This is a genomic window from Alcaligenes sp. 13f (genome assembly GCF_020496585.1).
Lineage (GTDB): Bacteria > Pseudomonadota > Gammaproteobacteria > Burkholderiales > Burkholderiaceae_B > Alcaligenes > Alcaligenes phenolicus.
In genome coordinates, this window is the sequence record NZ_JAHKKC010000022.1 from 1 (window position 1) to 21,840 (window position 21,840).

The 21,840-nt window shown below is 56.5% G+C and carries 24 protein-coding genes; 11 read left to right on the plus strand and 13 right to left on the minus strand.

The genetic code is table 11. The features are described 5' to 3' along the window. Window positions 1–693 precede the first annotated feature (693 nt). Window positions 694–1,059, plus strand: coding sequence for a DUF4870 family protein (locus KOE80_RS16285; RefSeq protein ID WP_009459779.1), 366 nt, complete (start codon window positions 694–696; stop codon window positions 1,057–1,059). A 191-nt stretch (window positions 1,060–1,250) separates the two neighbouring features. Here KOE80_RS16285 and KOE80_RS16290 read toward each other — a convergent pair whose 3' ends face one another. The 3 genes from KOE80_RS16290 to KOE80_RS16300 form a co-directional block, all read right to left on the minus strand. After that, entirely contained in the window at window positions 1,251–1,829 is a 579-nt protein-coding gene (locus tag KOE80_RS16290) for a hypothetical protein (RefSeq protein WP_060186989.1), read from the minus strand. Window positions 1,830–1,847: 18 nt separating this feature from the next. Next, window positions 1,848–3,293, minus strand: a complete 1,446-nt coding sequence (locus KOE80_RS16295; protein WP_226349514.1) for a cryptochrome/photolyase family protein — start codon at window positions 3,291–3,293, stop codon at window positions 1,848–1,850. A 107-nt stretch (window positions 3,294–3,400) separates the two neighbouring features. Further along, the gene (locus tag KOE80_RS16300) at window positions 3,401–3,679 is read right to left on the minus strand and encodes an SWIB/MDM2 domain-containing protein (protein WP_009459783.1); all 279 of its coding nucleotides are present in this window, start codon (window positions 3,677–3,679) and stop codon (window positions 3,401–3,403) included. Window positions 3,680–3,997: 318 nt separating this feature from the next. Here KOE80_RS16300 and pyrC point away from each other — a divergent pair, with 318 nt between their 5' ends. Continuing rightward, entirely contained in the window at window positions 3,998–5,056 is a 1,059-nt protein-coding gene (pyrC, locus tag KOE80_RS16305) for a dihydroorotase (RefSeq protein WP_035271903.1), read from the plus strand. 87 nt (window positions 5,057–5,143) lie between these two features. After that, window positions 5,144–5,944 carry a hypothetical protein gene (locus tag KOE80_RS16310; RefSeq protein WP_083053146.1) on the plus strand — a complete coding sequence of 267 codons (801 nt, stop codon included), beginning with the start codon at window positions 5,144–5,146 and terminating at the stop codon, window positions 5,942–5,944. Window positions 5,945–5,948: 4 nt separating this feature from the next. Here the strand turns inward: KOE80_RS16310 and ruvB are convergent, their stop codons facing one another. Beyond that, a complete protein-coding gene (ruvB, locus tag KOE80_RS16315) occupies window positions 5,949–7,019 on the minus strand; it encodes a Holliday junction branch migration DNA helicase RuvB (RefSeq protein WP_003803078.1) in 1,071 nt (356 codons plus the stop codon). A gap of 201 nt (window positions 7,020–7,220) precedes the next feature. On the opposite strand from ruvB, the gene KOE80_RS16320 reads away from it, so the two are divergent. Beyond that, window positions 7,221–8,180, plus strand: a complete 960-nt coding sequence (locus KOE80_RS16320) for a threo-3-hydroxy-L-aspartate ammonia-lyase (protein ID WP_088450737.1) — start codon at window positions 7,221–7,223, stop codon at window positions 8,178–8,180. 72 nt (window positions 8,181–8,252) lie between these two features. Here the strand turns inward: KOE80_RS16320 and ruvA are convergent, their stop codons facing one another. The 6 genes from ruvA to KOE80_RS16350 form a co-directional block, all read right to left on the minus strand. After that, a complete protein-coding gene (gene ruvA / locus KOE80_RS16325) occupies window positions 8,253–8,834 on the minus strand; it encodes a Holliday junction branch migration protein RuvA (protein ID WP_083053148.1) in 582 nt (193 codons plus the stop codon). A gap of 18 nt (window positions 8,835–8,852) precedes the next feature. After that, complete coding sequence (gene ruvC / locus KOE80_RS16330; protein ID WP_226349515.1) at window positions 8,853–9,398, minus strand: crossover junction endodeoxyribonuclease RuvC; 546 nt, start codon at window positions 9,396–9,398, stop codon at window positions 8,853–8,855. A gap of 1 nt (window position 9,399) precedes the next feature. Beyond that, complete coding sequence (purH, locus tag KOE80_RS16335) at window positions 9,400–10,992, minus strand: bifunctional phosphoribosylaminoimidazolecarboxamide formyltransferase/IMP cyclohydrolase (protein WP_226349516.1); 1,593 nt, start codon at window positions 10,990–10,992, stop codon at window positions 9,400–9,402. A gap of 26 nt (window positions 10,993–11,018) precedes the next feature. Further along, entirely contained in the window at window positions 11,019–11,258 is a 240-nt protein-coding gene (locus KOE80_RS16340) for a helix-turn-helix domain-containing protein (protein ID WP_003803089.1), read from the minus strand. 55 nt (window positions 11,259–11,313) lie between these two features. Continuing rightward, the gene (gene dusB, locus KOE80_RS16345) at window positions 11,314–12,309 is read right to left on the minus strand and encodes a tRNA dihydrouridine synthase DusB (RefSeq protein ID WP_021446962.1); all 996 of its coding nucleotides are present in this window, start codon (window positions 12,307–12,309) and stop codon (window positions 11,314–11,316) included. Between the two features lie 96 nt (window positions 12,310–12,405). Beyond that, complete coding sequence (locus KOE80_RS16350) at window positions 12,406–13,566, minus strand: FAD-dependent monooxygenase (protein WP_035271914.1); 1,161 nt, start codon at window positions 13,564–13,566, stop codon at window positions 12,406–12,408. 126 nt (window positions 13,567–13,692) lie between these two features. Between KOE80_RS16350 and KOE80_RS16355 the strand changes: the two genes are divergently transcribed. The 4 genes from KOE80_RS16355 (at window position 13,693) to KOE80_RS16370 (ending at window position 17,217) form a co-directional block, all read left to right on the plus strand. Then, window positions 13,693–14,142 (plus strand): hypothetical protein, encoded by a 450-nt coding sequence (locus KOE80_RS16355; protein WP_226349517.1) that lies wholly within the window; start codon window positions 13,693–13,695, stop codon window positions 14,140–14,142. Between the two features lie 340 nt (window positions 14,143–14,482). Continuing rightward, window positions 14,483–14,818 carry a hypothetical protein gene (locus KOE80_RS16360; RefSeq protein WP_226349518.1) on the plus strand — a complete coding sequence of 112 codons (336 nt, stop codon included), beginning with the start codon at window positions 14,483–14,485 and terminating at the stop codon, window positions 14,816–14,818. A gap of 33 nt (window positions 14,819–14,851) precedes the next feature. Beyond that, a complete protein-coding gene (locus KOE80_RS16365) occupies window positions 14,852–15,706 on the plus strand; it encodes a cytochrome c oxidase assembly protein (protein WP_009460099.1) in 855 nt (284 codons plus the stop codon). Between the two features lie 17 nt (window positions 15,707–15,723). After that, window positions 15,724–17,217: a M48 family metalloprotease gene (locus KOE80_RS16370; protein WP_226349519.1), complete on the plus strand. Its 1,494-nt coding sequence runs from the start codon at window positions 15,724–15,726 to the stop codon at window positions 17,215–17,217. Between the two features lie 28 nt (window positions 17,218–17,245). On the opposite strand, the gene KOE80_RS16375 is transcribed toward KOE80_RS16370, so the two are convergent. After that, window positions 17,246–18,376, minus strand: coding sequence for a YheT family hydrolase (locus KOE80_RS16375; protein WP_226349520.1), 1,131 nt, complete (start codon window positions 18,374–18,376; stop codon window positions 17,246–17,248). A gap of 66 nt (window positions 18,377–18,442) precedes the next feature. Continuing rightward, a complete protein-coding gene (locus tag KOE80_RS16380; protein ID WP_021446957.1) occupies window positions 18,443–18,655 on the minus strand; it encodes a zinc-finger domain-containing protein in 213 nt (70 codons plus the stop codon). Between the two features lie 285 nt (window positions 18,656–18,940). On the opposite strand from KOE80_RS16380, the gene KOE80_RS16385 reads away from it, so the two are divergent. The 3 genes from KOE80_RS16385 to KOE80_RS16395 all read left to right on the plus strand — a co-directional run bounded on the left by KOE80_RS16385 (window position 18,941) and on the right by KOE80_RS16395 (window position 21,452). After that, a complete protein-coding gene (locus tag KOE80_RS16385; protein ID WP_009460096.1) occupies window positions 18,941–19,627 on the plus strand; it encodes an AzlC family ABC transporter permease in 687 nt (228 codons plus the stop codon). Beyond that, window positions 19,627–19,962, plus strand: a complete 336-nt coding sequence (locus KOE80_RS16390; protein WP_009460095.1) for an AzlD domain-containing protein — start codon at window positions 19,627–19,629, stop codon at window positions 19,960–19,962. Before KOE80_RS16385 ends, KOE80_RS16390 begins: the two co-directional genes overlap by 1 nt. Window positions 19,963–20,075: 113 nt before the next feature. Beyond that, on the plus strand, window positions 20,076–21,452 hold the full coding sequence (locus KOE80_RS16395; protein WP_080748056.1) for a DEAD/DEAH box helicase: 1,377 nt from the start codon (window positions 20,076–20,078) through the stop codon (window positions 21,450–21,452). On the opposite strand, the gene KOE80_RS16400 is transcribed toward KOE80_RS16395, so the two are convergent. Further along, complete coding sequence (locus KOE80_RS16400; RefSeq protein WP_009460093.1) at window positions 21,432–21,821, minus strand: thioredoxin family protein; 390 nt, start codon at window positions 21,819–21,821, stop codon at window positions 21,432–21,434. The two genes, KOE80_RS16395 and KOE80_RS16400, sit on opposite strands and share 21 nt — an antisense overlap. Window positions 21,822–21,840 lie beyond the last annotated feature (19 nt).

A 21,840-nucleotide genomic window follows, 5' to 3' on the forward strand; every position in this document is an offset into this window, starting at 1 on the left:
TGTGAAACGCCTTTGCGCCGATGATAGTGGACGGACGTCTGTGAAAGTAGGTCATCGTCAAGCTCTTATTCCTCAAAACCCCCGCAAGCATCCCTTGCGGGGGTTTTGTTTTAGGCGGCGACAAAAGAGCAGGCTACCGGCCTGTCTCGGATTGTTCGAAGGCCTGGCCCTGGATCACCCGGTTCAGGCGCACCGCCACCCCTCCTGGCCCGTTCTGGGCTGCGTGTATTCCTTATTCTTACCGACGCCGTTTGGCCTAAGCCTAGTAGATCGGTCGTGGCATTCTGTCCCTGCACCATAGGATTGACGTTCAATCCGTCGCTGCCTATCTGCAGGGTGGTCGGTCGCTCCACTCTTGCTGTGCCGACTGTTTGTTGTGGAGGCGCGCCTATACACCGCTTCCTCTTCTTCTTCTTCTTCTTCTGCTGCTGCTGCTGCTTTTTTTTATACTGCTGATTGCCCTGGGTAGTGACGCTAATCGGCATGCGCGGTGCCTGTTCTATGAGTGGCCCGCATAGCGTTTGTTTCTTCGGTAACTGCATAGAACGTGACTGGATCATAGAAGCGGCGTTTCATACGCCGCTTCTTCTACCTTGATGGTGGTAGCTCTGCCACTGTCATACGGTTAATGCTCAAAGTATGGGTAAAATAGTTCGGTATAGTTATTGTTAATGCTTGTTTCAGGAGAACCGAATGAATCAGCCCATTAGCCCCGAGCTTGAACCAGGCTTGTCGCTGCGCAAGATTACGCACATCTGCTATGGCTTGTTTTCTTTGGCTATGATCAGTGCAGGTATCTTCGGTGCTGCAGCTGTAGCAGCTGTGATTCTGGCTTACGTCAAACGCGGTGATGCATCGGGCACTATTTATGCCAGCCATCTGGATTGGGTCATCAAGACTTTCTGGTGGGGACTGTTGTGGGTGGTGTTGAGCGCTTTGCTGACGACCATCTTTATTGGTTGGGTAACCGCTCTGGTAGCCATGGTATGGATCATCCACCGTCTGATTAAAGGCTGGTTGGCTTTGGCAGGTGGTCAGGCTCTGGGCCACGACTACTAACGCGATCCCATTTCAGTAGTGTTCTGGCGTAGCCCAGAAAGAAATATTTAAAAGGTGCTCAGATGAGCACCTTTTTTTATTTGATGTTGCTTTGCTTGGGCTTGCTCAGATTTGGCCAGCATCTGCTTGGCTATGCACCCCGGTTCAGGCCCTTGGTCGGTGCGTTTCGCTTATCCCTGTTGAGGAAGACTTTAAGGTGCCAGCAGGTGGATCTGTTCGACATGCATATGATGCAGGCACTCACGCAGCAGCAAGAGGTAAATACCCAGGTTTTGATTATTGACCAGCTGATGGATATTTTCCAAAGAGCCCGCGTTGATCATTTTCAGGCTGACCGCTCCTTGGCTGGCTGCTGCATACAGGGTGAACAGGTCGTCAATCATGTCCCGATTAAGAGTGTGCTGCTCGCTGCCTTGAGCTTCTGTGAGCCAGACGCCAAGCTCTTCAGCAAACTCCCCAGCGGCAAACACCATGAACTGACGCAGATCCAGGCTGGCTGGCATGATCGCGTCTTCCACGACCTCGATAGCATGTTCCAACTGCGCTGCGCGCGAGCTGGAGTCTGCGAAACAGCTTGCCAAGAGCTGGACCCCACTAAGTTCCGGGAAGTGCTCGGTATGAACAGGGACACCTTTATGAGCCATGCTTATTTCGGCGTGATCGGAGCCGAAATCAAGGATAGCCACTTGTGCTTGAGGATGAGCGGTTTGCAGGTTTTGCAGTAATACCGGGGTACTGGCTGGAGGTGGTGGTCGGGAGCTGTCTGACATAAATATCCTTAAGGTATTTCAATCCGTTTGCTCTTGCTCTCCTGCTTGCTTGAATAGCGCCAAAGCAAGATGCCGTTGTGTGTCGTGATCCACGATGGGGGCCGGGTAATCCTGTCCCAGCCTGAATTCGATAGGAAGCTGCTTGGCCTGCCAGGGGGCATGCACGGCCTGCTTGTCCAGGGAAGCCAGCTCGGGGACATACCGTCGTATGAATTGCCCATCAGGATCAAATTTACGCGATTGGGTAATGGGATTAAAGATGCGAAAGTAAGGCTGCGCATCACATCCGGTAGAAGCGGCCCATTGCCAGCCTCCCACATTGGAAGCCATATCGTAATCAAGCAGCTTCTGAGCGAAATATTGTTCACCCCAACGCCAGTCTATCAGCAAGTCTTTCACCAGAAAGGAAGCGCTGATCATACGGAGCCGGTTGTGCATATAGCCTGACTGGTTCAATTGACGCATGGCGGCATCCACAATCGGGTAGCCGGTCTGGCCTTCTTTCCAGGCCTGGAACCAGTCTTCGCGATTAGGGAAGGGCAGATCCTTGTAGGCGGGCTTGAAGCTCTCTGAGGCCGTTTCAGGGTGGTGCCACAGGAACTGCTGATAGAACTCTCGCCAGATCAATTCGCTCAGCCATGTTGCTGCGCCCTCGGAGTCGCTGGGCCAAGCTAAAGATACCGCCTGGCGGATCGAGAGGGTTCCAAAGCGTAGATGGGGGGCCAGATAGGATACCCCTCGTTTGGCTGGAAAGTCTCGGCGCTCCTGGTAAGCGTGGATTCTGGGTTCGAATTCTTCCAGCAAGGTTTGGGCGCCTTGCCAACCGGCGGGGTTCAGTAGTTTTGCGCGAGACTCGTCTTGAAAGCCCAATTGCTCCAAGCCAGGCAAGGCTTGCTCGGGCAGCGCGGCCCATTGGCCTTGCGAGCAGTCGTATGCTTGCACATGTTCAGATTGGATACGCGCCAGCCAATTGCGCTTGTAGGGCGTAAAAACCGTGTAGGGCTGCTTCTGTTGGGTCAGGATTTCATCCTGCGCAAAGATCACCTGGTCCTTGAATAGCTGCAGTTCCATGCCTTGTGAGGATAGAGCATGGCTGACAGCCCGATCCCGCGTGATGGCCGCAGGCTCGTAGTCCTCGTTTGTATAGACGGTTTTTGCATTCAGGCTGATCGCCAATTCTGGAATTTTCTGTACGGGGTCCCCATAAACCGTGATCAGTTCACTGCCATTTTGACGCAGCTGCTCCTGAACCTGTAGCAGGCTGTCGTAGATAAAAGCCAGTCGGACATCATTGGCGGGTAAGGATTGCAGGATGGTGCTGTCAAAGACAAACACACAGGCTACAGGCAAACCACTTTTCAAGGCATGGTGCAAGGCAGCATGATCGTGCAAACGTAGATCACGGCGTAGCCAGCACAAGGCGCGTGGGGGTTGAGCGGGCGGGGTAGAGAATGAAATCGACATGAAGACGAGAAAGCAGCGGACTTGATGCCGCCAAATGAAAAAAGGGCCGCGGCTGAAAGCTCAGCGGCGCGGCCCGATATTGCCAGAGGTGCCTGGGCACCCCGTGCTTATTTCAGGTGAGCGCTGACCAGCTTGGTCAGTTCAAACATGGAGACCTGGTCCTTGCCGAACAAGGGGCGCAGCTTGGCGTCGGCATTGATGTTGCGACGGTTCTTGGGATCCTGGAGATCGTGTTTCTTGATGTATTCCCAGATTTTCTTCGTAACTTCAGTACGCGGCAGCGCGCCAGAGCCAATCACCGCAGCCAGTGTTGGGCTAGGAGTGAGTGGTTTCATGAAGGCTGCATTGGGTTTGCGGGTAGCAGGCTTTTTTTCAGTGCTGGCCATGAACGGAACTCCTGAGAAACGAGTTGAAGGGGCGGGTTATGCGCTAGGGCACGACTTGTCTGTCAGCATACCGTGATACTCCCGATACGTCCAAGTCCTTTGTGAGCAAGAGCTTTGCGGGTCTGTAAGCAGATTTTCCAGTGTTTACAGGCTGCTGCAACGCACTATGGATTTGGGTTCGGGATTCCTGTGCCAATCATGCGCAGCACAGGTAGCTGTAGCATAATGATGGATTCGGCCTGCTGAAAGGCAATTGTGGCACCTGTTGCTTTATTGACGGTTCAAAGCACGGGCCTTTGTTTGATATTGAGTAAAGATATGAGCCCTACTGTGGATACCCTGGTCATTCGTCGTCCTGATGATTGGCATTTGCACCTGCGCGATGGCGCTGTGTTGGAATCGGTCTTGGGCCATACCGCGGCACAATTTGACCGGGCTATCGTCATGCCCAACCTGACGCCGCCCGTTACCGCAACGGCACAGGCTCTGGCCTACCGCGAGCGTATCCTGACCGCTTTGGCCAAAACTGAGTACGCTGGCAAGTTTGAGCCTTTGATGACCTTGTACCTGACCGACAATACTCAGCCAGAGGAAATTGTCCGCGCCAAGGAAAGCGGAGTTGTGCATGGCGTCAAGCTGTATCCTGCCGGTGCCACCACCAACTCCGACGCGGGCGTGACAGATTTGTTGAAGAACTGTTCCAAGGTGCTGGCCCAGATGCAGGAATCGGGTATGCCTTTGCTGATGCACGGAGAGGTCACAGACCCCAGCATCGACTTGTTCGACCGGGAAGCCGTATTCATCGAGCGTGTGATGATCCCCATGCGCAAGGCCTTCCCCGAACTGAAAGTGGTGTTTGAGCACCTGACCACGGCAGAGGGCGCTGCCTATGTGAGCCAGGCGGAAGGCCCGGTTGCCGCAACCATCACCGCCCATCACTTGCTCTATAACCGTAATGCTTTGTTCCAAGGCGGTTTGCAGCCACACTGGTACTGTTTGCCTGTCTTGAAGCGCGAGAAGCATCGCCAGGCCCTGGTTGATGCTGCCACCAGCGACAGCAATCGTTTCTTCCTGGGTACAGACAGTGCACCACACTCGCGTAGCCGCAAAGAACAAAGTTGTGGCTGTGCGGGCTGTTATACCGCACTGCACGCGATGGAGCTGTACGCATCGGCTTTTGACAAGGCTGGCCGTCTGGATCGCCTGGAAGCCTTTGCCAGCTTGAATGGCCCTGCTTTCTACGGCCTGCCCGTCAATGAAGGAACAATGACCTTGCAGCGCAGCCAGTTCACGATCCCCGAGTCTGTGGAGATGGCCGGTGAGCCATTGATTCCTCTGGCTGCCGGTCAAGCCCTGGACTGGAGTGTGGTGAGCTAAGGATGACAGAAGCCGCCTGGCTCCAGCGTCTTTACTAGCGCTGAGTCAGGCTGCTCTGGATACCTGGTTTCACCGCGAGATACCGTCGTGGAAACTGCTTTTCTTGATGTGGCGTGGTCTGCCTTGGCAGTCCGCATGGCCGCCACCGCTTTGGTTGTTGTTCTGGTGTCGTGGTCAGTGGGCGCATTTGGCCCATTGATTGGTGGTGCTCTGGCGGGTTTGCCCATGGTGTTGGGCCCCGGCTTCTATTTTCTGTCCCAGCAGTTCCCCGCCGATTATGTGCAGCAGGCGGCAACCTATGCCGTGTATTCGCTTAGTGCGACTCAGCTGTTTTTGCTGCTCATCATTCTTTGTGCTCCCACCTTGTCGCCTTGGCGCACCTTATTGTGTGCGGTCGCTGGTTGGGCGGTGGCCGCCTTGCTCTTGTCCTTCATGCCCGTGCAACCTGTGTTGGGGCTGGCTTTGTTTATTGCTGTGACTGCGTTCAGTTTGCGCGTGTCGCGTCGTCTGGCCGGCATGAAAGGGACCAGCAAAGCAAAAGCGGGTTGGGGCTTGCTGATATTCAGAGGGGCCTTGGCAGGACTTCTGGTTGCTATCGTGACCACCAGCAGCTCTTTGCTGGGGCCGAGCTTGTCGGGGCTGATCATGGCTTTCCCCATTGGCTATACCGTGGTCGCCGTGACCATTCACCAAACCTTGGGTGCAGCCAGCTTGGTCGCGACGTTGCGTTCGGCCTTGTGGGGAACAGGCAGTCTGGCGGGGTTTTGCACCACGCTGGCGTTGACCTTCACGCATTTACACTGGCTGACAGCCTTGCTGCTGGCTGCCGCCGTGTCGATTGCGATTACCTTGCTGTTGGTGTTCCGCCCCTGGGCTCGCCGGGGCTAAGCGCTTATTCTGCGTCGAACAGATCCTGACCCTGCGTGTTGCGTGGCGGCGTGAGCCCCAGGTGACGCCAGGTGTTCAGGGTAGCAATGCGGCCTCTTGGGGTGCGTTGCAAAAAGCCATGCTGGATCAGATAGGGTTCGATCACATCTTCGATCGTGTCGCGTTCTTCACCAATGGCAGCCGCCAGGCTGTCTACCCCAACCGGGCCACCGTCGAATTTATGCACGATGGCCTCCAGCAATTTTCTGTCCATCAAATCCAGGCCTTGTGGATCCACTTCCAGCATGGACAGGGCAGCCTGTGCGCATTCGGTATGGATGATGCCGCCGGTTTTGACTTCGGCGTAATCGCGTACTCGGCGCAGAAGTCGGTTGGCAATACGCGGGGTGCCACGCGAGCGGCGGGCAATTTCGTAGGTGCCTTCATCCGTCGTGCTGACATTCAGTAACCCGGCACTGCGCGCCACGATATGCGTCAGATCTTTGACGTCATAAAACTCCAGACGGGACACAATGCCAAAACGGTCACGCAAGGGGTTGGTCAACATGCCGGCACGAGTCGTGGCACCGACCAGGGTGAAGGGCTGCAAATCCAGTTTGACGCTGCGTGCTGCCGGGCCTTCGCCAATCAGGATGTCAATTTGAAAGTCTTCCAGTGCCGGATACAGAATTTCTTCGACGACGGGAGACAGGCGATGGATCTCGTCAATAAACAGGACGTCGTTAGGTTCCAGGTTTGTCAGCAAGGCGGCCAGATCGCCGGGGCGCTCCAGCACGGGGCCGGAAGTCTGGCGCAGGTTCACGCCCATTTCATGGGCAATGATGTGGGCCAGCGTGGTTTTACCCAAACCGGGAGGGCCAAACAGCAAGACGTGGTCCAGCGCTTCCTGGCGTTGGCGAGCAGCCGCAATAAAGATTTCCAGCTGTTCGCGCGCCCGAGCTTGCCCGACATAGTCCTCCAGCATCTTGGGTCGCAAGGCGCGTTCGATGGACTCTTCGTTGGGTGACAAGGGTTTGGGCGTAATGATGCGCTGTTCAGAAGGCAGGCTGGAGAGCGAATCGGAATGTATGGCCATGATGACTACGCTGATTGAATATACAGTATGGTACACCAAGCACCCACCGCCTGAGTATCAGGGCACATGGCAGTGTGCATGGAATGCGTGGGCAAATCGGTCATCCGTAGCAGCCAGGCTGGATTTGTCCGGCCAGCGCTAGGCTGCTTCGCATGGCATCGCGCATAATGTGGGTTGGAGTTTTTAATCGAGATTTTAGCCATGTCCTTGGAATTACCTGATTTTGCTGATGTTGTAGCCGCCGCTGAACGCTTGGCGCCTGTGGCACACCGCACACCGGTCTTGACTTCCGCAACCTTGAACGAGCGCCTGAATGGCGAAGTCTACTTCAAGTGCGAGAATTTTCAGCGTATTGGTGCTTTCAAGTTTCGCGGTGGGTTCAATGCGCTGGCGCAGTTGAACGAGCAGCAGAAAAAAGCAGGGGTCGTCGCTTTTTCCTCGGGCAATCATGCGCAAGCTGTGGCCCTGTCGGCCAAGCTCTTGGGGATACCGGCCACCATCATCATGAATTCGGATGCTCCGGCTGCCAAATTGGCGGCAACGCGTGGCTACGGTGCCAAAGTGATCGAGTACGATCGCTTGACCCAAGATCGTGCCCAAATTGCACAAGAGCTGGTCGAGCGTGAAGGGCTGACCTTGATTCCTCCCTTTGCGCATCCTGATGTGATCGCGGGGCAGGGGACGGCGGCACTGGAGCTGTTTCAGGACGTGCCGGACTTGCAGCAGTTCTATGTTCCATTAGGGGGCGGTGGCTTGCTGTCGGGCTGCTTGCTGGCCGCCAAGGCTATGGCACCGGCTTGTGAAGTCTTTGGTGTTGAGCCGCAGGCTGGGGATGATGCCCAGCAGTCCCTGCGTAGTGGGGAGATCGTCAAGATTGCTCCGCCTGCATCGATTGCTGATGGGGCGCTGACCCAAGCTTTGGCACCCATGACGTTTGAGCTGATTCGCAGCATGATTACAGATATTTTGACGGTGCCTGATACCGAGCTGGTTCAGGCCATGCGTTTCTTTGCAGAACGCATGAAGATGGTTGTGGAGCCTACAGGTTGCTTGGGTGCCGCGGCGGTAATGCGTCAGGGTGATTTGCAAGGCCGCAAGGTTGGCGTACTGATCAGTGGTGGGAATGTGGATGTATCCGCCTTGGGGCGTCTGCTCGCTTGATAAATGGAATAGTTTAAAAAAGTCGGGCCGTTCATATGAACGGTCCGACTTTTTATACATAGCAGTGTCGTCTCAAGCGCGTGACAGCGATTTCAGCGCTTGCTTGATCCCTTCTGACACATCAATATCATCCGGCAAGGCTTTGACAGCAACACTGGCTTCCTTGTTGGAGTAGCCCAATGCTTCCAACGCGTGCAGCACATCATCACGGCTATTGGGAACGGCGCTGACTGTACCGCTGCTGCCCAGGTCTGCACCCAGCTTGCCACGCAGTTCCAGTAAAAGACGCTCGGCTGTTTTCTTGCCTATGCCTGGAATCTTGACCAGACGGGACGTTTCCTGGCGCGTAATAGCATCGGCCAGTTCTTCTGCACTCATGCCCGAGAGCAAGGACAGCGCGGTGCGGGCACCAATGCCCGTGACTTTGATCAGTGCCTTGAAGGTGCTGCGCTCGTTCAGGCTGGAAAAGCCAAACAGCACGTGAGCATCTTCACGAATAGCCAGATGGGTGAACAGATTGACCTGTGCGCCCAGCTCTGGCATTTGGTAGAGCGTACTCATAGGTACATCGATTTCATAACCGACCCCCCCCACATCCACACAGATGGTAGGCGGCTGTTTTTCGATCAAGGTACCCCGGATGCGACCTATCATGACATTCCTTCTGGAGAGTTAACCCAAGATCCGGCCTGCGCGAATGCGACGGCGCGGCCCGGTGGTGATGGCTCCGCTTTTTTGCAGGCCGCCCACCACACTGCTGTGATGAGCATGACTGATGGCGCAGGCCAGAGCGTCGGCCGAGTCCGGTGCGGGCAGGCCGTTCAGCTGCAAGAGCCGCTGGACCATCAGCTGGATTTGTTCTTTGGCAGCATGGCCGCTGCCGGTGACGGTTTTCTTGATCTGCAACGCTGTGTATTCATGTACATCCAGGCCGGCTACGGCCAACGCACACAAAGCGGCGCCCCGTGCCTGCCCCAGCAAAAGGGTAGAGGCAGGGTTGCTGTTTACGAAGACTTTTTCGATGGCAGAGGTATCGGGCTTGCTTTGCTCAATCACCTCGGTGATGTGAGTCAGAATCAGCTTTAGCCGCTCTGCAAGAGGCAGATCAGGCGGGACCACGATGGTCCCGCTGGCCACATAGCGCAAGCTGGGCCCCTGGGCGTCGATCACTCCGAAACCAGTGCGACGCAAGCCAGGGTCTATGCCCAGGATTCGCATATTAGTGACGGAAGTGGCGTGTGCCGGTCAAGACCATGGCAATACCACGCTCGTTGGCGGCGGCAATGACTTCGTCATCACGCACGCTGCCGCCGGGTTGAATCACGCAGGTGGCGCCCGCTTCGGCAACCACATCCAGACCATCGCGGAAGGGGAAGAAAGCGTCGGACGCAACCGCCGAACCCTGCAGGGTCAAGCCAGCGTTTTCAGCCTTGATGGAGGCGATGCGGGCTGAGTCCACACGGCTCATCTGGCCAGCGCCTACACCCAGGGTCATGCCTTGACCGCAGAACACGATGGCGTTCGATTTCACGTACTTGGCCACGTTCCAGGCAAACAGCATGTCTTGCATTTGCTGGGCGGTGGGCTGTACTTGTGTCACGACCTTGAAGGCTTCGGTGTTGTCGCGGAAGGTGTCGGGCGTTTGCACCAACCAGCCGCCGCCGACACGTTTCACGTCGAAAGCGTTGTGAGCCTGACCGGGCTGAATGCTCAGCACGCGCACGTTCTTTTTCGCGGCAAACACGTCCAGAGCACCTTGCGTGTAGGAAGGTGCCAGCAGCACTTCTACAAACTGGCTGCTGATCGCCTGGGCAGCGGCTTCGTCCACTTCACGGTTGAAGGCAATAATGCCGCCAAAGGCCGACGTTGGGTCAGTTTGGAACGCTTTGCGATAGGATTCCTCGGCGGTTTCGCCCAGAGCTACACCGCAAGGATTGGCGTGCTTGACGATGACGCAAGCGCCCGCGTCAAAGCTGCGGACACATTCCCACGCGGCATCGGCGTCAGCAATATTGTTGTAGGACAGTTCCTTGCCCTGCAGCTGCTTGTAGCGACCCAGCAGACCTTCGCCAATGGTGCCGTCTGTGTAGAAAGCCGCGCTTTGATGCGGGTTCTCGCCGTAGCGCAGAGTCTGTTCCTGTTTGAGCTGAATGGTCAGCACATTGGGCCAGGTGTTCACTTCGGGGGCGCTGTCCTGGGCAGGCTCGGCCTGAGCCAGGCTGGTGAGGTACGCCGCAATAGCACCGTCGTAAGCGGCGGTGTGGGCGTAAACCTTGGCGGCCAGTTCCAGACGCAGGCCGTAAGAAGGGTGACCAGCAGGGCCATCCATATCAGCCAGTACGCGTTCGTAATCGACAGGGTCAATCACCACACAGGCGCCGCCTTCAGGCGTACCGTGGTTCTTGGCAGCAGCGCGCAACATGGCGGGGCCACCAATATCAATGTTCTCTACCGCATCGGCAAAGGTGCAACCCGGCTTGGCAATGGTTTCACGGAAAGGGTAGAGGTTGACGACCAGCAGATCGATACGGTCAATGCCGTGCTCTTCCAGAGTCTTCAAATGTTCGGCGCTGTCGCGACGCGCCAGCAGGCCACCGTGAATTTTTGGATGCAGTGTTTTGACACGGCCATCCAGAATTTCTGGCGAACCGGTGTGCTGGGCCACTTCGGTAACTGTCAGGCCAGCTTGGGCCAGCAGCTTGGCGGTGCCACCAGTGGATAAAAGCCGCACTCCGCGTTGGGCGAGTGCTTGGGCAAATTCGACAATACCGGTTTTGTCGGAGACAGAGAGAAGAGCTGTCTGGATTTTCATGGAAGGTGAGACGTGAGAGTTAGGAATCAGGGTTGCAGATTGTGGGCACTGAGCTTCTTGCGCAAAGTACTACGCGTGATGCCCAGCATTTCTGCGGCCTTGGATTGGTTGCCCGCGGATTTCTCCAGGGCAACTTGCAGGACAGGCCGTTCCACGCAGGAGATGACCATCGACAACAGATCGCGTGGCTCGGATTCGCCCAGATCGGCGAAGTAGCGTTCGAGGCGTTCACGTACGGACTGTTCTAGTGGGTTGGTCGTTGACATTTTTTTCTGAAGGTATACGTAGTACTTAAATACAAAAGAGCCACACAGCTGTCTGTTATTGCAGGTAGGGCTGGTCCAGGTCGCATTCTTGAAACCAGTGAGTAATGGCTTCTAATTGATCTGCACAGTTTTCGATACGATTAATCTGGTCCAGCCAGTGTCGGGAGTCCGGCATATCCGACAAATACCAGCCTATATGCTTGCGGGCAGTACGTACTCCAGTGTGCTGCCCATAGAAAGCGTAATGGTCTTGCAGGTGTTCGATCATGCAATCGCGCAGTTCGCCGAAGGTGGGGGCTGCACGATGTTCGCCATGTTCGAGGTAATGCAGGATTTCCCGGAAAATCCAGGGTCGTCCTTGCGCGGCTCGACCGATCATGACGGCATCCGCTCCGGTGTACTCTAGTACGAATTTTGCCTTTTCGGGACTATCGATATCCCCATTGGCGATGACCGGAATAGAGAGGCTGTTTTTGACTTCGCGTATGGTGTCGTATTCGGCGTGGCCCTGGTAGAAGTCGCAGCGGGTGCGGCCATGCAGAGTCAAAGCGGCGATGCCGATATCCTCGGCCAAGCGGGCAATACGAACAGCATTGCGCGATTGCGCATCCCAGCCGGTGCGGGTCTTGAGTGTAACCGGAACCTGGTAGGGAGTACATGCCTTGACAACGTGTTCAAGGATTTCAATGATGCGTGGCTCGTCACGCAAGAGGGCGGAACCCGAGGCCACGTTACACACTTTTTTGGCCGGACAACCCATATTGATATCAATGATGCGAGCGCCTTTGCTGATATTGAACACAGCGGCTTCGGCCATCATTTCAGGGTCGGAACCGGCAATCTGTACAGCCACCGGATCCGCTTCACCCTCGTGATTCAGACGTCGTGATGTTTTCACGCTGTCCCACAAGCGCTTGTTGCTGGCGGCCATTTCCGAGACGGCATAACCGGCGCCCAGCGTCTTGCACAGACGACGGTAAGGTCTGTCTGTGACTCCAGCCATGGGGGCAATGAAAATAGGGTTAGGAAGGGTCCAGGGGCCGATACGCATGGGGAAGATTTTAACCCTGCGACACGGGTTCGTGGGCAAGGACTTACAAGAAGAATAAGGGGTGGCCCCGCATCGGGGCCTGTAACACAGGTGGGCTTAGGCGCGCATTCCTTGCAGCAGCTGCCGGGCAAATGGCTGCCGGGCGAAGGGCAGGGTGTCCATGGCCAACAGTCCCAGACCACATGCATGCTGGATCAATGGATTCCTGGTGGCGAACAGACGCGGCAAGGTGTCGGTGATGGCAGCGGTCAACCAGCGATCCGGGCGACGCAAACGGGCATAGCGGGCCAAAAAGGGATCGGGGTTCTGGCTGCAATCAGCTTGCCAGGCGGCCAGACACTGTGACAATTGTGCGACATCACGCAAGCCCAGGTTCAGACCCTGACCGGCAACCGGGTGCAAGGTCTGGGCGGCATTGCCTACTGCCAGCAGGCGTTCGGACAAGCGACTGGGGCCAGCATGAAAGGCAAGCGGGAAGATGTGACGCTTGGACACCAGCTCCAGATGTCCCAGGCGCTCTCCAAAGGCTTGCAGCATGGCGGCCTGGAACTCTTGAACAGGCAGCTCGGCCAAGGATTGGCTGCGTTCCGGGCTATTGCACCAGACGATGGCATATAGATCGGGAGCGTCAGGGTGGGGCAGAGCTGCAAAGGGGCCGTGCTCGGTGAAGCGCTCGTAGGCCCAGCCGGTTTGAGGCTGGCTGGCGCGCACCGTCGTCAACAAGGCATGTTGACCATAATCGCGTCGCACGCCGGTAGGGCGGACGCCATCACACTGTACGGCAATCAAGGCTGTGGCCTGACCCGCATCGTGGTCGACCAGAATCTGTTTGGGGGCGGAGTGGGTGCGGGCTTGCTGAGCGGGCAGTAGCGTAACGCCGCTGTCCCGGAGCCGGGCGTGCAAGGTCCAGAGCAAATCATCGTAATGAACCACGGCGCCCAGGTCAGGTACGCCCAGTTCGTCGGCCTGAATCAGACAGCGACCCAGGCGTCCTTTTTGGGAAACATGCACGGTGCGCATCAGGGCGGCACGCTCGGGCCAGGCTTTGAGCTGATTCAGAATCAGACGACGGCTGCCGTGATTGAGGGCCAGCGTGCGTGGATCGCCCTGAGCATGTTCGGTGCTGGCCAGATCGAAGTTTTTCCCCAGAACGGCAATGCGTGACGGGCTTGGGTGCTGGGCAGCCAGCATTAGCGCCAAAGATGCGCCTACGGGACCGGCGCCACAAATGGCGATGTCGTAGTCGGTGGCATTCATGGGGGACCTCATGACGGCAAGGAAGTAATTCAGGTATTGTACGGGAAGGTGGCTGTCAAATTGGCTTTAAGCAAATGACAGCTGTGCGCAATGGCTGGCAGCACAAGCCCGGATTGGATGCCCTGCATGTCTCAGCAGACTTTGTCATTTGAACAGACCAAACCTTTTCGCCATAAAGTCACCGCCGCGTGGCTGTCTCTTTTATTAGGTATGGTGGGTGCGCACCATCGCTATCTGGGCAGACGCTTTTGGTATGTCCCTTTGGTGTTTACTGGCCTGGCCATTCTGGGAACGCTGGTGTTTCAGCAGGGGCTGGATTCGTTATTTCCCAATTTGCTGATCTTGCCTGTCAGTGCCGGGATTATCGAGGCCGTGATTCTGGCGCTGCGTAGCCCCGAAAAGTTTGACGCCCTCTACAACCCGCAAAGCGATCAGCATAATCAGCATGGCTGGCCCAGTGTGTTGACGGCAGTGGTGTCTACGGTTGCCTTTGCCAACATCAGCCTGTTCTGGCTGGTACACATCATCATGGCCTTTTATCGCTACATGGGCTGGCTGGATTTGTCTGTGTATTAAACACATCAAGTGCCTTGTAAAGTAAAGGTTTTTCACAGGGCTGCCCTTGTGGCGCTGCCTTGCGCACGTTACAATACGGGTTCTTTGGTTTTATAGGAGCTGTGTGGTGAATCCCGACCCCGGCGACAGTGCTAGTCGATCTATGTTCGACCTATCTATGTCCAGGCGCGTTCAGGCCCGCTGATTCCTTCACAGCTTGCCGCGTCCTGGAAGTTTCAGGGCGTGGTGTCTCAGGCGGCTGTTCTGCTGCCTTAAATTCCCCGCCATTTCATTCTCTAGAAAGCCTTTGGCTTTCCGAATCCTGATGTGTTGCAACTTTTATGTGCAATAGGGGGAATGTATGCGTATTTTTGATCTCTTTTTGCGCCGTGCCGGCATCCAGGCTTCTGCCCTGCGTGCTCGTGCCCCTTTGTCCGTCTCCCATTTGACGGTTGTCTGCCCTCGTGGCGATCTGGCCCAGATCCGGCGTCGTATTTACTCGGACCTGAATACCGCGGGCATCCGCGTGGCCAATGTGCAGGTAGACCATTCCGATACGCACGATACCGCGTGCGTGACCTTGACTTGCCCGCCTGAACTGCGTGCAGAACTGATGCAGCGTGCCCGACTGATTCGGGATTATCCCGGTGTGCTGAATGTGAAGTGGGCAGGGCGGGAGCGTATTGCTATAAACTAAACCGCAACTGGATTTGTTGCGGATGGCGCTGCTATGTCCTTGCTCGACTGGCTGACACCTTGGGAGTTTTCTCCTGTTCTGCTTTTGACCTTCTTGCTGGTCATCGCTTTGTACGTCCGGGGGCGGCAAGTACACCGCCCCAATCTTTTGCGCCAGTCCTTCTTCTGGATTGGTCTGATTCTCCTCTACCTTTCCTTGCACACGCGCCTGGATTATTACGCCGAGCGCATGTTCTTCATCCATCGGGCCCAGCATTTGATCTTGCATCATCTGGGCCCCTTGTTCCTGATGGGTGCCTATCCCGGTCAAACCTTGCGTGCGGGGCTGCCGTTGAGCTGGCGGCGGGCTTTGGCTCAATGGTTGCGCCGACCCAGTGGCCGACGTGTTCAGGCTGTCCTGACCAACCCGATACTGGTCGCCTTTCTGTTTGTTTTCCTGGTCCTGATATGGATGCTGCCTACGGTGCAGTTCTATTCCATGCTGGACTGGCGTTTGTACCGTTTGATGAACTGGTCTGTGGTCATCAGCGGGATCATGTACTGGAACCTGATTCTGGATCGTCGGCCTTCACCACCGGCCCGGCTGTCGGTGGGTGGGCGTATACTTTCGCCGGTTATTACGATGGTGCCACAGATGATTGTGGGCGCCATCATCACATTTACTGAATACGACCTTTATCCGATTTTCGATTTATGCGGTCGTGCCATTCCGGGTATGGATGCGCTGGCTGATCAGGTCATGGGTGGCCTGATTATGTGGGTGCTGGCCGGTCTGGTTGAAGTGTTTGGCCTTTTGTATGCCTTGGGCACCTTGATGCGCCTGTCAGCGCGTCACCGTTTGCCAGAATCTCGCAAGCGGACAAGCGCTATGATGGTCAGGGCCAATTGATTTTGTCGGGAGTATCCATGCAGTTTAAACCCGCCCGTTCCGCGCTTTCTCTATGTCTGGCTTTGTCGCTGGCTTTCGGTTCAGTGTTGCCTGTGCAGGCGCAGCCTGTGGGCATCCCTTCAATGGGAGCAGCTTCGGGTGCCGAGTTGTCTCCGGCTTTGGAGCGGACTTTGGGCAATGCCATCATGGAGCAGGGCAGGCGTTCACCCGACTATGTCTCGGACCCGGATATCAATCAGTATTTGACGGATATGGGCCGCAATCTGGCCCAGTACGGTCCTGCCATGGCGCAGCCAGTGACGGTATTTGCCCTGCGTGATAGCAGCATCAACGCCTTCGCCTTGCCCGGTGGCTATATCGGTATTCATAGCGGGCTGTTCACGGCTTCACAGTCCGAGTCCGAATTGGCCTCGGTGCTGGCTCACGAAATTGCCCACGTAGCGCAACGTCACGTGGCTCGCGGTATTACCCAAAGTGCGCAAAGCAACCATTTGCTGATTGCTGCTCTGGCCGGAGCCTTGTTGGGGGCCCTGGCGGGCAGTGGTGATCTGGCTATGGGGGCGGCTGCTTTCGGACAAGCAGCGGCCGTGGATAGGCAGCTGGGTTTTTCTCGTCAGGCCGAGCAAGAAGCTGACCGCGTCGGTTTCGAGATGCTGCTCAAGGCTGGTTATGAGCCACAAGGTATGGTGCAGATGTTTCAGCGTCTGGCCGCGGCTTCGCGTCTGAATGAGCGCGCGACAGCCAATGAGTACGCCAGCACTCACCCCATGTCTCAGCAGCGTGAATCGGACATCAGTAACCGGGTGCGCGGTCTGCCAGCCAGTAATTATCAGGACACCCCTTCGTTCTGGTATATCCGTGCGAAGTTGATGGTGATGCAGGCTGGGGGTGGGCAGTCCTTGCGTGTTCTGGAACAGGCGCTGCAAAGTACGAACCAGTCACAAAGTGATCTGGAGCGCTCTGCGGCGCAGTACGGTCTGGCCTATATTGCGCAAGGCCGTCAGGATTATGAACAGGCTCGTGCGCATCTGACCGAAGCGCGGGGACAGGGCAAATTCCAGGCTCCGGAGCTGGATACCCTGGGTATACGCATTGCGATTGCCGATCGAGATGTGCAAGGTGCTTTGAATTTGGCCAAGCAGGCCTGGCAGCGTTGGCCCAAGAGCCAAGGGGTGGCTTTGGCTTATGTGCAGGTCTTGCAGCAATTGGGGCAAAACGATCAGGCGCAGGCTTTCTTGATGGAGCGTATCAAGCAATGGCCTGATGAACCCCAGCTGCATCAGTTGCTGGCACAAACCTATGATCGTTTGGGCGACGGTGTAAAGGCCCGACGTGCCATGGCTGAGTACTATGAATTAGTGGGGGCTCTGCCTACCGCTGTGGAGCAATTGCAGCAGGCGCGCAATTTGACCCAGGACTTCTATCAGCAATCCGAGCTGGATACGCAGATTCGTCAATTGCGTGAACGTGTGGAAAGTGAGCGTATCTTGCTGGAGCGTTTCCGCTCCTGATGAGCCCGCAGGCCCGCTTTAGCCGATCTTAGCTATTGGTTTCAAAGAAGCGGGCCAGTCTTGCGGGTAACCAACCCATATTGCCGGGGATGCTGCCCGTGATGAAACCGACGTGCCCGCCTTCGGCAGGTTGATGCAGCAGGATGGAGTCCGAGCAGTCCTGAATGGTCGGCAAACTGGTGTGCGGCACGAAAGGATCGTTGCGAGCATTCAAAACCAGCGTAGGGATTTTGATATTGCGCAGCAAAGGCTTGCTGGATGCGCGCGTCCAGTAATCCAGCGCATGGCTGAAGCCGTGCATGGGCGCGGTATAAATGTCGTCGAAGTCGCGTATGGTGCGGGCCTGATTCAAGCGGGCAGTATCGACCATGCCTGGAAAACGGTGAGCCTTGTCCTGCAGCTTGCTGCGCATGCTTTTCAGAAAATAGGGCGAGTAAAACCAGCGGCCCATTCGGGATTCGGACAGGTAGCGGCCGCAAGCGACCAGATCCAGTGGTACCGAAATGGATGCACATGCCTGCAACCAGGACACTTCATCACCCGCTTCCCCCAAATATTTGAGCATGGCATTGCCGCCCAGCGAGGTGCCGGCTACGTGCCAGCGCACATTGGGCAGGTGGCCTCGAACCGTATTCAGGATAAAGCTGATTTCTTCCGAGTCACCCGAGTAATAGGCGCGTGCCATGCGATTCGGGAAGCCTGAGCAGCCCCGGAAATGGGCGACCACCACAATCCAGCCACGGGCGCGGAAGTACTGGGCGATTGCCTGGATGTAATGGCTGCGGCTGCTGCCTTCCAGCCCATGAAACAGAACCAGGGCATGGGTATCGGCCGTGCTGGGCAGGCTGACCCAATCCTGAGGCTGCATCCAGCGACGGGCGGCGGTGCGGGATAAGTGGGCGTCTGGTTGGGCGGTGGCACCGTTGGCCAGCTTGTCGGCAAACAGACCAGGCCCGGTCCAGTCCAGGTCCAGGAAGTCGCCATCGGGTGTATCAATTCTTTGACGAACAAAAGCGATATGGTGATGGCGGGCAAAAAATGCCCCGTGAATGGTTTGTATGTGTCCGCCAGGCAACCAGGCGGGCAGGGGGCAGGCGCTGGAATCCAGACGCGCAACCACGTCGGTGTGACGCCAGGGTTGCGCGTCTGCTCCGGGCACGGGGCCCGGTTCTATCGCATTGCCAGAGGGGGGAGCGGTGGGGTCCAACGAAGCCAGATTCAGAAATTAATGACCGTGAACCTTCTCGCCTTCTTTCAGGCGGTAGCGGGCACCACAGTAAGGGCAAGCGGCTTCGCCGGTCTTGCTGATATCGATATACACGCGGGGGTGCATGTTCCACAGTGTGCCACCTGGACGGGGGCAGTGCACGGGCAGATCGTCGGCTCCGACCATAATCAGTTCGTGATCTGCTTTTTTAGGTTCGATAGCGGCGCTCATAAGGTTCCTGATAACAATGAGAGAGGTAAGAATACCGTGCACGCAACGGCGGTGCCGAACTTTACGTGCGTAGACTAGCGATTGTAGCAAGACCCGGCCTGTTTTTTCTTGACCTTATCAACAGAGCAAGATGTTCGTGCCTCGGTTTTGCTTCTAGAATAAGAAAAATCATAAGCAAAGCTGCCGCCGCTGTTTACAGCTTGCGGGCAGCACATCTCAGGAGACGGCGTGTCAGCCATCACAAGATTATCGGCCTTGTTGCCTAGTGCACAGGATCGTGTACACATGCGCGCCGGTTTCATCGACTTCATTCCCGCCTTGATTGCCACTGTGGTCTGGGGCTTTGTAACGGGCGTGGCCATGGTCAAGTCCGGCTTGAGCGGGTTTGAAGCCACCTTGATGACCTTGTTTGTGTATGCGGGCTCGGCCCAGCTGACGGCCTTGCCGCTGATCGAGTCCCACGCGCCCTTGTGGTTGATTTTCACTGCCGGGTTCATCGTCAATATTCGCTTCATTATTTTTGGAGCGGCCTTGCAGCCTTTTTTTCGTCATCTGAGCTGGAAGAAACGCCTGGGCTTGGGCTATATCACCAGTGATATGGTGTTTGTGCTGTTCATGTCCAAGTATGGCGACTCCAAAGAGCGCGGCTCTCGCGAGCATCTTTGGTATTACCTGGGAATCATCCTGCCTGGTTGGCTAAGCTGGCAGATTGCCTCCTTGTCGGGCATTGTGCTCAGTGCCTATGTGCCGCCTTCCTGGTCGCTGGAGTTTGCGGCCATTCTGGCCCTGCTGGCGCTCCTGATTCCCTTGGTCAACAACCGTGCCATGTGGGCCTGTTTGATTACGGCCAGCGTGATTGCATGGGTCGGACAGGCGCTGCCCCTGCGTTTGGGGCTGGTGGCAGCGGTGCTTGGCGGAGTGCTGGCTGGCGTGGCGGCAGAACAACTGCAACGGCATAGGGATGCACGGTGATGAGCGATTGGCAGTATGATTGGTACGTTTTGGGTGCAATCGCCCTGTTGGTGTTGTGCAGCTTGCTCACCCGCTCCGGCTATTTCATGTTTGGTGATTTGCTGCCCCTGACCGAACGTATGCGGCGCGCCTTGCGCTTTGCTCCGGTAGCTGCTCTGGCAGCAATCATTATCCCGGAACTTTTGCCTTGGGCTTACGGCGACACCCCCCGATTGGATATTAAAGCTCTGGCCAGCCTGGTGGCTGTGCTGGTGTTCATCCGTACCCGTAACGCTGTTTGGGTAATCGTGGCCGGGATGGTGGCGTTCTGGCTGATACGTGCCGTGATGCCATAAAATCCTGAACCGAGTACTGACATGCCCGTGACTGCTGTGAGGCAGGCGGGCATAAGTTAAAATAGGATTGTTACAAATGCTTGCCACTGGTGGCAAGCCGACTTTTTGCGTACATGACAGATAAAACTCCTTCGACCCCCAATGACCTTACGTTTGCTGATTTCGGTCTGCACCCTGGAATATTAAGCGCCGTTACCGAGGCGGGATATTCCAAGCCTACGCCTATTCAGGCCGAGGCGATTCCCGTGGTGCTGGCCGGCCGTGATGTCATGGGGGCAGCACAGACGGGTACAGGTAAGACGGCAGCCTTTTCCTTGCCTATCCTGAATCGTCTGATGGCGCACGCCACGACCAGCGCTTCGCCCGCCCGCCACCCGGTGCGGGCTTTGGTGTTGACACCAACACGCGAGCTGGCCGACCAGGTGGCCGAGAGCATTGCGCTCTACAGCAAATCGGTCCCCTTGCGCTCGACGGTAGTGTTCGGTGGTGTGGATATTGGTCCGCAAAAAGAGGCCCTGCGCCGTGGTGTTGAAATTGTCATCGCCACCCCAGGCCGTCTGCTTGATCACATTGATCAGCGCACGATCAACTTGAGCCAGGTCAGCATTCTGGTGCTGGATGAAGCTGATCGCATGCTGGATATGGGCTTCCTGCCCGATCTGGACCGTATTGTGTCCTTGCTGCCCAAGAATCGTCAGGGCCTGTTGTTCTCGGCGACGTTCAGCAAGGAAATCCGCAAGCTGGCCCGCAACTTTCTGAATGATCCGGTCGAGATCGAAGTGGCTGCCCGTAACGCGACCGCATCGACAGTCACCCAGGTGGTGTACCCCATGTCGGCGGACGAGAAGCGTCGTGCCGTGGCGCATCTGATCAAGACCAAGAAGCTGACCCAGACTATCGTCTTTTCCAATACCAAGATTGGTGCTGGTCAACTGGCCCGCTATCTGGAGCGTGAAGGCATCAAGGCGGAATCCATCCACGGCAATAAAAGCCAGCTGGAGCGCATGAAGGTATTGGACGCCTTCAAGAGCGGCAGTGTGGATGTATTGGTGGCAACCGATGTGGCCGCCCGCGGTCTGGACGTGGCCGGTATGCCCTGCGTGATCAACGTGGACTTGCCGTACAACGCTGAAGATTATGTGCACCGTATTGGCCGTACTGGTCGTGCTGGCGCCTCGGGTGAAGCCATTGCCCTGATGGCTCCTGATGAAGAGCATTTGCTGCAAGAAATTGAGAAGCTGATTGGCACGGCTGTGCCACGTCTGAAGCTGGATCTGCCAGCGGCTGCCTCCTCGTCCCGTTCCGGTTCCAACCGTCACGAGCGTGGCGAGCGTCGTTCGTATCAGTCGAACACGCCACCCGTGGATGAATTTTTCCTCAAGCCTTACGAGCCATCGACCGCTGCTGCGCCCAAGCCAGCGGTGACGACTCCTTCCAATACAACGCGCAAGCGTTCGGTGGGTGTGCTGTTAGGCGGCGGCCGCTACTAAGGCGCGCAAATCCCCAGGCCCGGCATCAACGACCGGGCTGCGTTCGGAGATGCTGTGCACCAGACGCTCCAGATGTTCGATATGAGGCAGCATGGGACCGTAGAAAACGGTCCCATTTTCGTTCTGGATCAGCAGCGTGGGGAAATCTTCAATATCTTCATCGCCCACTAGCTCGGGCTGCTCTTCAATATCAATCCAGATCAGGCAAGCCTGGGGAAACTGTGTGGCCAAAGCCTCAAAAGCGGGTTGATACTGCTGACAGGTTTTGCACCATTCGGCGCAGAAACAGGCAATCAACAAAGCATCGGGTTCGGCTTGCAGGTGGGCCGCCAGGGCGGTCAGATCGTGTTGGGCGTTGAACAAGGCCATAATTTCATACAGACAAAAA